Raw genomic sequence first — 13,479 nt, 5'->3', positions numbered from 1 at the left:
GTATTTGAAACGCGCGATGGCACCCCTTCTTTTCCATTAAACTATTGAAGGTTACTAGCATTTGCTTGAAGGAAAAGGAGATGTGCGTGGCGAATAAGAACGAATACGGCGGCAGCGAAATTAAAATCCTCGAAGGTCTCGAGGCCGTTCGTAAGCGCCCGGGCATGTATATCGGCTCCACGAGCTCCAGCGGTCTGCATCATCTCGTGTGGGAGATCGTCGACAACTCCGTCGACGAGGCCATGGCCGGGTTCTGCACCAAGATCGAGGTGACGGTGCACGCCGACAACTCCATCACCGTCGTCGACAACGGCCGCGGCATCCCGGTCGACAAGCATCCGGTCAAGAAGATCCCGACGCTCGAGGTCGTCATGACCATCCTGCACGCCGGCGGCAAGTTTGACAACTCGGCGTACAAGGTATCCGGCGGCCTGCACGGCGTGGGCGTCTCGGTCGTCAATGCCCTGTCCAAGAAGATGGTCGTCCAGGTCCGCCGCGACGGCAAGATCTACGAGATGCAGTTCAGCCGCGGCAAGACCACGCAGAAGATGATCGAGGTCGGCACGTCCAAGACGACGGGCACCACGACGACGTTCTGGCCCGACGAGGAGATCTTCGAAACGACGGTCTACGATTACGACATCCTGCGCAACCGCCTGCAGGAGACCGCCTTCCTCAACAAGAACCTCAAGATCGTGCTCAAAGACGAGCGCGAGCTCGCCCCTCGCGTCGACGAGTACTGCTACGCCGGCGGTATCGTCGACTTCGTCAAGTTCCTGAACGAGGGCAAGGACATCCCCGACGGCCTGAAGAAGCCCATCTACCTCTCCGGCGCCTCCGAGCCCGGCCTGCCGGTCGACCGCACCGGCGAGGTCGAGATCGCGATGCAGTGGAACACCTCGTATTCCGAGACGGTCATGAGCTTCGCGAACGACATCTACACGCCCGAGGGCGGTATGCACCTCGAGGGCTTCCGCACCGCGCTCACGAGCGTCATCAACGAGTACGCGCGCAAGCAGAACATCTTGAAGGAGAAGGACGCCAACCTCACGGGCGACGATGTCCGCGAGGGTCTCGCCGCCGTCATCTCCGTCAAGCTCGCCGACCCCCAGTTCGAGGGCCAGACCAAGGCCAAGCTCGGCAGCTCGTTCATGCGCACGCTCGTGCGCAAGGTCGTCTCCGACGGCCTGTCGGAATATCTCGAGGAGCATCCCAAGCAGGCGCGCGAGATCATCAAGAAGGCCCAGCAGGCATCCAAGGCCCGCAACGCCGCCCGCAAGGCGCGCGAGGCGACGCGCCGCAAGAGCCTGCTCGAGACGGCGAGCCTGCCCGGCAAGCTGGCCGACTGCTCCGTGCGCGACCCCGAGATGACCGAGCTGTTCATCGTAGAGGGTGACTCCGCGGGCGGCTCGGCCAAAGACGGCCGCCGCCGCGACATTCAGGCGATCCTGCCCCTGCGCGGCAAGATCCTGAACGTGGAGCGCGTCGGCGACCACCGCGCGTTCTCGAGCGATACCATCCAGTCGCTCATCACGGCCATCGGCTGCGGTGTGACCACGGGCAGCGGCGACGGCGGCGATTTCGATATCACCAAGGCCCGCTACCACAAGATCATCATCATGACCGATGCGGACGTCGACGGCGCGCACATCCGCATCCTGCTGCTGACGTTCTTCTACAAGTACATGCGCCCGCTCATCGACGCCGGCTATGTGTACGTGGCTTGCCCGCCGATCTTCGGCATCAAGGTTCGCAACAAGATTCACTACGTCTACCCCAACGGCCGCCAGGCGGAAGAGGAGATCCTGCGCGAGAGCATCGCCGCGCTCGGCCTCAATCCCGATGACGGCGACGACGAGGCAGCGGCCGGCAAGATCACCAAGAAGCGCCGCGGCTACACCGTTCAGCGCTACAAGGGTCTGGGCGAGATGGATCCCAAGCAGCTCGCGTCGACCACCATGGACCCCAAGACGCGCATCCTGCAGCGCGTCACCATCGAGGACGCCGCGGTCGCCGATCGCGCCGTGCGCGAGCTCATGGGCAACCAGGTGGAGTACCGCCGCGAGTACATCGAGAAGCACGCCCACGACGCGCGCTTCCTGGACGCCTAGCGCGCCGGGTCGGCGGAGGGTTGGTTGGGGACGGGTTCGTTTCAACCCATCCCCAGTATGTAGGCCGTCAGAGTTCCCCCATCAGGGGATGGGTTGAAACGAACCCGTCCCCAACCAACCCCCAACCCACGGCCGACTGCGACTGAATCAGACCGAACCAGACCAGACCACGACTAAACCAGGAGGTAGCACGTGGCAGATGATATGAACAACACGCCCGGCGCCGACGGCGAGGGTACCGAGGGCCTGCCCGAGGACCTCAAGCGTCTGCTGGCCCGCGCCGAGACGCAGAACGACGACGGCGAGACGGTCGGTTACGACCCGGACGCCGTCGACGAGGACGAGGAAGACGATGACGAGGAGCTCGAGGAGAGTTTCGGCACCGTAGACCGCGGCGAGGATGCCGGCGAGGACATCAACGGCGGATCGCTCCAGATCTCCGAGTTCGGACACGAGATGAAGCAGTCCTTCATCGAGTACTCGATGTCGGTCATCACGGCGCGTGCCCTGCCCGATGTGCGCGACGGCTTGAAGCCGGTGCACCGCCGCATCCTCTACGCCATGAACGAGTCGGGCATCTACCCCAACCGTCCGCATAAGAAGTCGGCCTGGACGGTCGGCGAGGTTATCGGCAAGTACCACCCCCATGGCGACGCCGCGGTGTACGACACCATGGTCCGCCTGGCGCAGTGGTTCTCCATGCGCACGCCCCTGATCGACGGCCACGGCAACTTCGGCAACATCGACGGCGACGGCGCGGCGGCCATGCGTTACACGGAAAGCCGTCTGGCCAAGCCGGCCATGGAGCTCCTGCGCGACCTGCAGAAGGATACGGTCGACTGGCAGCCGAACTACGACGAGTCGCTCGCCGAGCCCCAGGTGCTTCCGGCGCGCTTCCCCAACCTGCTCGTCAACGGCTCTTCGGGCATCGCGGTCGGCATGGCCACGAACATCCCCCCGCACAACCTCGCCGAGGCCGTCGAGGCGACCTGCATGCTCATCGACAACCCGGACGCCACGACGGAAGAGCTCATGACCGTCATGCCCGGTCCCGACTTCCCCACCGGTGCCCGCATCATGGGGTCGGACGGTATCCGCCAGGCATATGAGACGGGCCGCGGCTCCATCACCGTGCGCGCCAAGGCGCATGTCGAGTCCACCAAGACCGGCCGCAACCGCCTTGTGTTCACCGAGATCCCCTATCAGGTGAATAAGGGTAACCTGCAGGAGAAGATCGCCCAGCTCGTCAACGAGAAGCGCATCGAGGGCATCTCCGACATGCGCGACGAGTCGACGCAGAAGGGCATCCGCCTGGTCATCGAGCTCAAGAAGGGCGTTATCCCGCAGGTCGTCCTGAACAACCTGTATAAGTACACCTCGCTGCAGAACACGTTCGGCGTGAACAACCTCGCGCTCGTGAACGGTGTCCCCAAATGCCTGTCCCTGCGCGACATGCTGCGTTGCTACATCGACCACCAGGTCGACGTCGTCACCCGCCGCACGCGCTTCGACCTCAAGAAGGCCCAGGCCCGCGCCCACATCCTCGAGGGCTACCTGCTGGCGCTCGACCATATCGACGAGGTCATCTCCATCATCCGCTCTTCGCGCACCGACTCCGAGGCGAGCGCCCGCCTGATCGAGCGGTTCGGCTTCAGCCCCGAGCAGACCACGGCCATCCTCGAGATGAAGCTGCGCCGCCTGACCGGTTTGGAGCGCGACAAGATCCAGGAGGAGCTGGACGGCCTGCTCCGCGCCATCGCCTACTACGAGGACCTCTTGGCGCACGAGGAGAAGATCCTCGGCGTGATCAAGGAGGAGATGCGCGAAATCTCGCGCAAGTACGGCGACAAGCGCCGCACCGAGATCTGCGCCGCCGAGCGCGACCTGGACGTCGAGGACCTCATCGCCGACGAGGACATGGTCGTCACCATCACGCACACGGGCTACGTCAAGCGCATCCCCGTGGCCGCCTACCGCGCGCAGAAGCGCGGTGGCAAGGGCGTGACGGGCGCGAACCTCAAAGAGGACGACGTCATCGACGAGATGTTCATCGCGAGCACGCATGAATACGTGCTGTTCTTCTCCAACCGCGGCAAGGTGTACCGCCTGAAGGTCCATGAGCTCCCGGTCGGCACGCGCCAGGCGCGCGGCACCGCGATCGTGAACCTGTTGCCGTTCGAGGAGGGCGAGAAGATCGCGAGCGTCATCTCCTGTCGCGAGTTCCCCGACAACGAGTACCTTATGTTCGCCACCGCGAGCGGCATGGTCAAGAAGACCGTGATGAGCGCCTATGACCGCAGCCGCCGCGACGGCATCATCGCCATCAACCTCAAGAACGGCGACCACCTGCTCGACGTGCGCCGCGTTCGCGAGGGCGACAAGGTCATCCTCGCCACCACGGCCGGCAAGGCGATCATGTTCTCCGAGGAGCAGGTGCGCGCCACGGGTCGCGACACGAGCGGCGTGCGCGGCATCACGATGAAGGGCGAGACCTCGGTGCTCGGCATGGAGATCTCCAACGGCCGCGGCGACCTGTTCGTCATCACGGAGCGCGGCTTCGGCAAGCGCACGCCGATTGCCGACTACCCCGAGCAGAACCGTGGCGGTCAGGGCGTCTACACCATCCAGATGACCGACAAGAAGGGCAATCTGGCTGCCATGAAGACGGTCGGCCCGCAGCACGAGCTGTTCATCATCACCGAGGGCGCGACGGTTATCCGCGTGAAGACCGAGGAGATTTCCAAGACCGGTCGCGCCACGCAGGGCGTCAAGATGATGACGGTGGCCGACGGCGACCGCGTGTGCGCCGTGGCGCGCATGACGAGCGCTAAGAAGAAGCCTAAGGCCCCTGCGGTGGCCGAGGGGCAGGAATCGCTTGATCTGGCCGCTGCGGGCGCTCTGGAGGCGCCGAGCGACGATCATGTCGATATCGGAAGCGGCGACGAGGCGCTCGAGGATCTGATGGACGAGTAGCATCGGCGCCATCGCATAGCGTCTGTGACAGGGCGGACTGGAGGAGTTACTTCTCCGGTCCGCCTTTTGCGTTGATGCTGCCGTTCGTGGGTGTCGGGCGCGCGCCATCCGCGTCGCCGCGACTGAGTCATGCTGCGCCATATATGGTGTGAAGCCGCGTTTCCGCAGGTCAGAACTGCGTCAAGAACATTTGACGGTGCGGTGGGCCGCTTGCCGGCACGATGTCGGGATCCTTTGATGGTACGATGCCCCCAGTCATGAGAGCCTTCGAGGTGAAGGGGTCCGACGAGGAAAACGAGGGAGCATGGAGATCGGGAACCGCATCAAGTCGCTGCGCGCGCGTGCGGGTATGTCGCAAGAAGATCTTGCGGGGCGCATCTACGTGTCGCGCCAGACGATCAGTTCGTGGGAGAACGATAAGACCTACCCCGACGTGCAGAGCCTGCTGCTTCTCTCCGAAATCTTCGACGTGACCGTCGACAGCCTGATCAAGGAGGACGTGATGACCATGACGAAGACGATCGATTCAGGCGTGCGCACCATGAAGCAGATGGCTTGGGTGATGGTGGTGTTCTTGCTGCTCATGATTGCCGCCATGGCGTGGCTGGTGGTGCAGACGGTCGTGTGGGACTGGGATCTTGCGTATGCGGTGCCGACCTTCGTGCTCGCGCTGGTGCTGTGGTGCGTCGCGCTGTGCGCCGCCGTGCAGGTTGAGCGAAACAAAAAGAGCCATGATCTGGTCACGTATCGCGAGATCTTGTCGTATTGGTACGGTGAGCCAGTTGACCGCGATACCGAAAAGAGCCGTCGCGAGCGCCTGATTCCCGTATGGATGAAAACGATCCGTTTTGTCGGGATGATGGTGCTTGCGGCAGCCATTGGCTACGGCTTCGCGATGCTCGTGGACCGTCTGGTCGGGTGAGTGGCTGTTTGGCGAACAGGCTGCGTCTCGGTGGCTCCGTGATCCGCGTAAGTCAAGGCCCTGACTGAGTCTGACTCAGTCAGGGCCTTGGTTCAGCATTTGGGACGCGTGATTAGAAGTCGTCCGGAGAGACGGAGCGCGCGAACTTGTCGAAGCGTTCGAGCTCCTCTTCCTCGTTCTCCTCGGTGCGGTACGAGATGTTTCCGGCGCGGTTCATGACGTCGTCTTCGACGTAGATCGGAGCGTTGGTGCGAACCGCAAGGGCGAGCGCGTCGCTCGGGCGTGCATCGATATGGCGCTCTTCCCCGTCGGCGTTCTCAAGAACCACCGATGCGTAGAAGATGGGTGCGTCGACACGGTCGATCTCCACACGTTCGAGTTTGCCGCCCAGGGATTTGATGACGTCGACCATGAGATCATGGGTGATAGGCCGAGAGCCCTCTGTTCCATCGACGCCGCGTCCGACCGCAGCGGCCTCGTACGAACCTGTCTGAATAGAGAGCGCGCGCAGCGGGGCATCGGATGCACCCTCGGCACCGCGCTCGCGGAGCACGATGATGGATGGTACGGGGCCAGCGGCCATAATAATAGTCTCGATATCAACGCGAATCATTATGGCACCTCCAATAATGCTGTTCTCTGGCGTACATGGTATGAACTGGATAGTAATACTACCCAAAACAGTGACGTTGTGTGCGTATACCTCCCCTTTTCACATGCTCGGAAATTTTTTCAAAAAAGTTGTTGACGCGCGAACCCCAAGCGCGCTAATATTCTTTTCGCGCGATGGACCTGTAGCTCAGTTGGTTAGAGCGTCCGGCTGATAACCGGGAGGTCACAAGTTCGAATCTTGTCAGGTCCACCACTTTCTTTCGCAATAAACACCCCAGCGAGAGCCGAGTCGCCGCTGGGGTGTTTATTACTTAAGTGGGGGTTTAGCTCAGCTGGGAGAGCGCGGGCTTTGCAAGCCTGAGGTCAGGGGTTCGATCCCCCTAACCTCCACCACGAATTTGTCGACCTCGCTACGGCGAGGTTTTTTCATATCTGGGGGCCGTGCACGGGGATCGAACCCCGTTCGGGGCCGGATCCCGAGTAAGCGCGCGAGCGTTTGTCGGGAGCCGGCGCAAGGCGCGTGAGCGCCGCAGCGCTGAGCGATTGCGCAGTAATCGCGGATTCCCCTAACCTCCCCCATGATTCTGTCGACCTCGCCACGGCGAGGTTTTTTCATATCTGAGGGCCTCGTGGCGCGTGCACTCCCAAAGGCGACTGGCGATACTAGATGGGTCTACAGAAAATGGGGCTCTGAGATCGCGTCTAGAGCCCCTAAAATGACCTACTGGCTGTCCATGTCCGAACCAGGGCCTAATAGGCCCTTAAATCCCGTTAGACGCTCCCATACTCCAGCGCTTGCCATCAAAACGACCTGATCGTGCGCTCTGCGGGTTTCGGTCTGGGCCTCCTTGGCCGCATCTTGGGCATTATCGAGGGCGCAGGTCAGCTCTTTGATCTGGTTGTCTTTGATGGCGAGCTGGGCGTTAAGGTTGTCTATCTGGGCCTTAAGGTCGTCGATGCGCTCACGGTACACCGATACGATGGCCTCCACATCGATATGCGGCTGATTTGAGGACTCGGTCTCCCCCTCCCCCGCCGCTTGCTTCGCCTCGACGTTCTTGGTCAGAAAGTCTGCCAGCATGGAAGCACCTTCGGCATCGATGATCAGTGCCCCTCGCGCTCCGTCGGGGTTGGCGTGACCTGACTCTCTGAGCCCGAGCTCCTTCACGGCGCGCATGACGGTTGATTTTCCACGGCCCGTAGCTTCCGCAATCTCTTTAATAGTTGGCACGATTCGTTCCTAACTACTCCCCTATTCAAACATGACTGAGTCATGCCGTCATCAATGCATCGAATCATTATAGCGTGAGATTCGATAGAGAATCGAATTGCTTGACTTGGGTGAAGCGATGTGAATCGATCCGATCATCGGTCGCACATTCGATTCATCAAGTGAGTCGTACATTGCGCCGCGGTCCGCTCCACGTTGTTTGGTCCGGGCTGATATCTGCGTTAGGGGAGCGCACCTTACATCGTTTCGCGAGATCGCCCCGAAGACTGAGTTGCTCTGCCCCTTGCCTACTTCGCCTGGATCGGAGGAATGGGCTGGGCGAGCGATCGGGTACGTTTACGATCGGTCCAAGACGCACTGACGGTGAATCGTTGGTTCGATTGGAGAAATGACAAACCATAAGCATATGGATAGCATCGGCATGAATCTGGTTAGACAGGTCACAAGCAGTTTCATTTGAAGACGCAGAGAGAATCGGACGGCGGAGCATAGAGCCGGTGTGATTCATCAGACAAGCAAGATCGCTCCGAACGGGTCGAAGCGATGCGATGCCTGATTGGCTGACAGCCGGCATATCGGATAACCTGATTCGGTTGATGACCGAATAACGCATCTGCCGCATGATGTGTTGGCGGTTCGGTCATTGTGGTCCTATCGCATTAGTGCGCATGGCGGTTGCTCAGACGAGGTATTCGGTCAAACGCGTCAAACCACTATCGCGAATCGTTGCATGGCCTCATGGGGAAGGGGATGCAGATTCAGTCATATGAGTGAATCGCGATGAAGAGGTGTCGAGGGGTCAATACAGTCAATGACGAATGCCGGCGCAACACGTTCAACGAGTCGGCTCATTCAAGGGAATACCAAGATGCTACCGTCTGTACGTCGCATGGAATCGAGTCAAGTGGTGTACAAGGTGACAATCGATTCAAAGACTGAGTCCGCGAATCGATTGATGCAGCGTGGTTGAATGAGTTGTGGTATTGATCCAGTAACGAGATCATTGCTAATTTGCCAGGTAGAGCAGCTGGAAGCGAATAGATAATTTGGAGAATTCACCGCACAAGCAAATGCACCGCAAAGCTTTGCAGCAGAGCGAATGGTTCGATGGGAATCGATTGATGGTTCTCACTCTGGAGCGGATACGGTGTGGTGTAGGCGTGGGTCGATATTCAACGTCGGAGCCACCTGTCCGATATGGCGCAGACAGGTGTAGGGGAGACGGGGAGAAGGTATTGCGCCCACCGGACAAATCGGCCGTCGAGCGGTATAAAGTCAAAAACTTTACCTAGATGGGGTACGATTCGAGTGGGTCCGTGCATAAGCCAGCCCCCTCGGTACCCGAGGTCATTAAACCGTTTACATGGCAAGGAAAGGTATAGGCTATGGCAGACGTACATGAGCTTCTCGACACATGGATCGCCAACGTCAAGGATGAAGAGCTGCTGGCTGAGCTGAAGCAGATGAAAGAGTCCGGCGACGAGAATGCGATTACCGATGCGTTTTTCCAGGACCTGGCGTTTGGTACCGCCGGTCTGCGCGGCACGCTGGGTGCCGGCACGAACCGCATGAACATCTATACGGTCGGTCGCGCCACGCAAGGCTTTGCCGACTACCTTGTCAAGAATTTCGAGAACCCGACGGTTGCCATCGCTCGCGACAGCCGTAATAACGGCGAGCTGTTCGTGAAGACCACGGCGGCCATTCTCGCCGCCAACGGCGTGACCGCCTACGTATATCCGCGCATCTCGCCGGTCCCCACGCTGTCCTGGGCCACGCGCTATCTTGAGTGCTCGGGTGGCATCTGCATGACCGCGAGCCACAATCCCGCCCCGTATAACGGCTACAAGGCCTACGGTCCCGACGGATGTCAGATCACGTCGGAGGCTGCCGATGCCATTTCCGCAGCCATGGAGGCCACCAATCCGTTCACCGACGTCAAGACCATGGACTTTGACGAGGCGGTCGAAAAGGGGCTCGTGAAGTGGATCGATGATTCGGTGCTCGATGCCTACTACGACGCCGTGGTGGACAAGTCCGTCTGCAACCTGACCGAGGAGCAGTCCAAGAACACCCCGCTCAAGCTCGTGTACACCCCGCTGAACGGCACCGGCCTGATCCCCGTGACCACGGTCCTCAACAAGGTCGGTATCACCGATATCACCGTCGTGCCCGAGCAGAAGGATCCCGACGGCAACTTCCCGACCTGCCCGTATCCCAACCCCGAGATCCGCGAGGCCATGCAGAAGGGCATCGATCTGTGCCGCGAGGTTCAGCCCGACCTGCTGCTTGCCACCGACCCCGATGCCGATCGCGTCGGCGTCGCTTGCGCGGATGGCGACGACTATACGCTGCTGACTGGCAACGAGATGGGCGTCTTGCTGCTCGACTACATCTGCAAGATGCGTGCCGCGCGCGGTGAGGACCTCAAGGACAAGGTGGCGGTGACCACCATCGTGTCCTCTGCCATGGTCGACGCGCTGGCCGAGGAGTACGGCTTTGAGCTGCGCCGCTGCCTCACCGGCTTCAAGTACATCGGCGACATCATCACCGGCCTGTCCGACGCGGGCCAGGTCGACCGCTTCATCTTCGGCTTCGAGGAGAGCTACGGCTATCTGTCGGGCGACCACGTGCGCGACAAGGACGCGGTCAACGCCTCCATGCTCATCTGCCAGATGGCCCAGTACTACAAGCTGCAGGGCAAGAACCTGGTTCAGGCGATGCGCGATCTGTACGAGAAGTACGGGTACTACCACAACAAGACGATCTCTTTGAGCTATCCGGGTGCTGACGGTGCGGCCAAGATGGCCGGCATCATGGCCGACCTGCGCGAGAATCCCCCTGCGGAGATCGCGGGTTCCAAGGTCGAGGGCGTTGTCGATTACAAGGAGGGCGTGAACGGCCTGCCGAGCGCGAATGTTATCGAGTTCGATCTCGAGGGCGGAGACAAGGCTATCGTCCGTCCTTCCGGCACCGAGCCCAAGATTAAGCTCTACATCTTCGCCAAGGGCGCCGACGCCGCGGCTGCCGATGCGCAGATCGATGCCATCGAGGCTGCCGGTCGCGAGTTGCTTTCCTAATCGGTTGGCACCATATGCCGATAAAAGCGGGGCGCTATCAGCGTCCCGCTTTTTGTATCGAGGTCAGAAGCGATGGTTGGGAGTATGGAGGTAGGGGAGGGGACTACATCGTGCCCGAGATGCGTCGCGCTCGCTCAATGCAGCGCGTCACACGCTCGCAGAGCATGTCGATGTCCTCAGCCCGGATATCATCGGCGAGCGACAGGCGAAGCGATCCATGGGACCACCGACGGTCCGTTATCCCAATCGCGCTTATAACGTGAGACGGTTCGGTTGAGCCCGTTGAGCATGCGGAGCCCGTCGCTGCCGCAACGCCGGAACGGTCCAGCAGGACAACGAGCAGCTCGCCGTCCACGTCGTGAATGGCGAACGACGCGATGGAGGGCAGGCGCCTGACCGGATCTCCCGTGTAGTAGATGTCAGGGACGGCGTCCTGGAGCTTGGAGACCAATCGGTCGCGCAAAGAGGTAATTCGGCCCATGCGCTCGCCAAGTCCGTCGCGGCACTCCTCGAGCGCTGCGGTCATGCCGACGATGCCGGCCAGGTTTTCGGTGCCCGACCGCTCGCCGCGCTCCTGGCCCCCGCCTTCAATGAGTGCCGGAATGGAGAAGCCATCCTTGAGGTAGAGGGCTCCGATGCCGCGCGGGCCATGGAATTTGTGAGCCGAGAGCGAGAGCGCGTCAATTCCGAGCTCGTGCACATCGACGGGGATGTGGCCTACGGCTTGAACGGCATCGGTGTGAAAGGGGGCGCCGTATTCATGGGCGATGCGGGCCAGCTCGGGGACATCCTCGATGGTTCCGATCTCGTTGTTCGCGAGCATGATCGAAACAAGAGCACATCCCGGAGCCTCGCAGCCCGCCCGCCGCGCTTCTGTCCGCGCCGCTTCAAGGGCGATTATCAAATCGTCAGGGCGCACATGTCCCTGTCTGTCGACGGGTAGCACGGTTGTGCGCGCACCGAAGCGCTCCATCGCTCGACATGCATGCAAAACGGCATGATGTTCGATTGAGCTGGTAATGAGGCACGCGGGCGCCTCGGCCCCATATCGGTCTCGATATCTGAGAGTCGCGCCCTGAATGGCCCACATATCGGATTCGGATCCGCCGCTCGTGAAATAGATTTCTTCTGCCGCGGCTCCAAGTTGCCGCGCGATGCGCGCCCGGGCCTCGCCGAGGGCGCAAGCCGCTTCCTTGGCAACGCGATGTATCCCGCCGGGGTTGCCGAAGCTCGTGGTCAGATAGGGCATCATCTCGTCAAGGGCCCGCTTGGACAGGGGTGTCGTCGCGGCGTTGTCAGCGTAGATATAGGAGGGTTGTCCGCCTGTCGTCTCTGTCATATTGACCCGCTATCGAAGGAAGAAGAACCACACGACGGCGAGGATCGCCGCGAGCAGCGCGATGATGCCGATGATGAGGTGCGCGCGACGCTGCTTGCGCTCACGTCGCGAGGTGAAGATGGTTTTTCCCGGCTTCGGCGTCTCGAGGTAGCGCTCGTAATGAAGCTTGCGGGAACCCTTGGGGCCGGTCTTCTCCTTAAGCTGACGGGGGAGTGCAGAGCCCGACCGCGCCGCTCCGTGCGTTGCGGGCAGATAGTCGGCATCGTTGCTGGCTGTTCCCATGTGCACCCTGCGCGAACGCGCCTCCTCAAGCGTTTGGTAGCGTTGGCGCGTGACGTATTCGGGCTCTACGTCGTCGATCGGCTCCTGCGTGATATGGCGCACCGCGCGATGGAAAACGGGCTGCGGGGCCTCGGCACCAGCATGATCGTTCTGATGCGATGGGATGGGAATATTGCCCGTGTGTTCGTCCATGGTGAGCCTTCAAACCGTTGGTGATGCTGTCCATATTGTACGGGTGAGCTGCGGCCGCGGTTCCACATTTAAGAATATCCTCAGATGCGCAACACGGTTCCTTTGCTAAATCTTAGTCAGTATGACTTAGATTTGATGATACTGTGACGCTTAAAAAATCTGTGTTGGCATGAATAGCTTGCCGGGTCACGGGAATAAACAAGAGCGACAAAAGAAGTCCTCGCCCCAAAGAGGGGTGCGGCTCATCACTAAGGAGTGATTGATATGGCAAGCATGGTTCCCTATCGTTCGGTTTTCGGTCTTCGTCCCACGACTTCGCTGTTCGATGCGTTCGATGACATGATGGATCTCGCCTCCACGCCGCTGGCGAGCAAGGCGTTCCCCATCGACGTCGAGGATACGGGCGACGGTTATGAGGTCAAGGCGTATCTGACGGGCGTCAACAAGGACGATATCGACGTCGAGCTCAACGAGGGTCGCCTTTCCATCTCCGTGAAGGTTGAGGATAAGGAAGAAGACAAGGGCAAGAACTACCTGCAGAAGGAGTTCACGTCCTACAGCGCGACGCGCGGCGTGTATCTGAAGGACGCCGCATGCGAGGGGCTGTCCGCCCGCTATGCAGACGGCATCCTGACCGTGACTGTCCCCAAGATCGTCGAGAAGAGCAACGTCACCAAGATCGCCATCGACTAGCGCAGCAAGCATCTGGCTGCACGCGCCCGCACATTTGACTCGGC

The 13,479-nt window shown here is 60.7% G+C and carries 9 protein-coding genes and 2 tRNA genes; 7 read left to right on the top strand and 4 right to left on the bottom strand.

Going from position 1 to position 13,479, the window contains the following annotated elements; translation table 11 throughout:
• Positions 1-86: 86 nt before the first annotated feature.
• The 3 genes from gyrB to B5F74_RS06065 all read left to right on the top strand — a co-directional run bounded on the left by gyrB (position 87) and on the right by B5F74_RS06065 (position 6,006).
• Positions 87-2,111 carry a DNA topoisomerase (ATP-hydrolyzing) subunit B gene (gene gyrB / locus B5F74_RS06075; RefSeq protein WP_066831098.1) on the top strand — a complete coding sequence of 675 codons (2,025 nt, stop codon included), beginning with the start codon at positions 87-89 and terminating at the stop codon, positions 2,109-2,111.
• A 204-nt stretch (positions 2,112-2,315) separates the two neighbouring features.
• On the top strand, positions 2,316-5,084 hold the full coding sequence (gene gyrA, locus B5F74_RS06070; RefSeq protein WP_087201006.1) for a DNA gyrase subunit A: 2,769 nt from the start codon (positions 2,316-2,318) through the stop codon (positions 5,082-5,084).
• A 304-nt stretch (positions 5,085-5,388) separates the two neighbouring features.
• Entirely contained in the window at positions 5,389-6,006 is a 618-nt protein-coding gene (locus B5F74_RS06065; RefSeq protein WP_087200874.1) for a helix-turn-helix transcriptional regulator, read from the top strand.
• 112 nt (positions 6,007-6,118) lie between these two features.
• Here B5F74_RS06065 and B5F74_RS06060 read toward each other — a convergent pair whose 3' ends face one another.
• Complete coding sequence (locus B5F74_RS06060; protein ID WP_066830756.1) at positions 6,119-6,619, bottom strand: bifunctional nuclease family protein; 501 nt, start codon at positions 6,617-6,619, stop codon at positions 6,119-6,121.
• Between the two features lie 175 nt (positions 6,620-6,794).
• On the opposite strand from B5F74_RS06060, the gene B5F74_RS06055 reads away from it, so the two are divergent.
• Positions 6,795-6,871: transfer RNA gene (locus B5F74_RS06055), tRNA-Ile, on the top strand.
• Positions 6,872-6,935: 64 nt separating this feature from the next.
• Positions 6,936-7,011 (top strand) — tRNA-Ala (locus B5F74_RS06050).
• A 328-nt stretch (positions 7,012-7,339) separates the two neighbouring features.
• On the opposite strand, the gene B5F74_RS06045 is transcribed toward B5F74_RS06050, so the two are convergent.
• Positions 7,340-7,849 (bottom strand): hypothetical protein, encoded by a 510-nt coding sequence (locus tag B5F74_RS06045; RefSeq protein ID WP_066830758.1) that lies wholly within the window; start codon positions 7,847-7,849, stop codon positions 7,340-7,342.
• A gap of 1,385 nt (positions 7,850-9,234) precedes the next feature.
• On the opposite strand from B5F74_RS06045, the gene B5F74_RS06040 reads away from it, so the two are divergent.
• Positions 9,235-10,929 carry a phospho-sugar mutase gene (locus B5F74_RS06040; RefSeq protein ID WP_087200870.1) on the top strand — a complete coding sequence of 565 codons (1,695 nt, stop codon included), beginning with the start codon at positions 9,235-9,237 and terminating at the stop codon, positions 10,927-10,929.
• A 103-nt stretch (positions 10,930-11,032) separates the two neighbouring features.
• On the opposite strand, the gene B5F74_RS06035 is transcribed toward B5F74_RS06040, so the two are convergent.
• Together B5F74_RS06035 and B5F74_RS06030 are read right to left on the bottom strand one after the other, a co-directional pair.
• Complete coding sequence (locus B5F74_RS06035; RefSeq protein WP_087200868.1) at positions 11,033-12,268, bottom strand: cysteine desulfurase family protein; 1,236 nt, start codon at positions 12,266-12,268, stop codon at positions 11,033-11,035.
• 9 nt (positions 12,269-12,277) lie between these two features.
• Complete coding sequence (locus B5F74_RS06030) at positions 12,278-12,742, bottom strand: hypothetical protein (RefSeq protein WP_087200866.1); 465 nt, start codon at positions 12,740-12,742, stop codon at positions 12,278-12,280.
• A 264-nt stretch (positions 12,743-13,006) separates the two neighbouring features.
• On the opposite strand from B5F74_RS06030, the gene B5F74_RS06025 reads away from it, so the two are divergent.
• A complete protein-coding gene (locus tag B5F74_RS06025; protein WP_087200864.1) occupies positions 13,007-13,435 on the top strand; it encodes an Hsp20 family protein in 429 nt (142 codons plus the stop codon).
• Positions 13,436-13,479: the final 44 nt, after the last annotated feature.

Source organism: Collinsella sp. An271 (assembly GCF_002159695.1).
Taxonomy (GTDB): domain Bacteria; phylum Actinomycetota; class Coriobacteriia; order Coriobacteriales; family Coriobacteriaceae; genus Collinsella; species Collinsella ihumii.
This window is presented reverse-complemented; position numbering and strand designations above follow the sequence as displayed.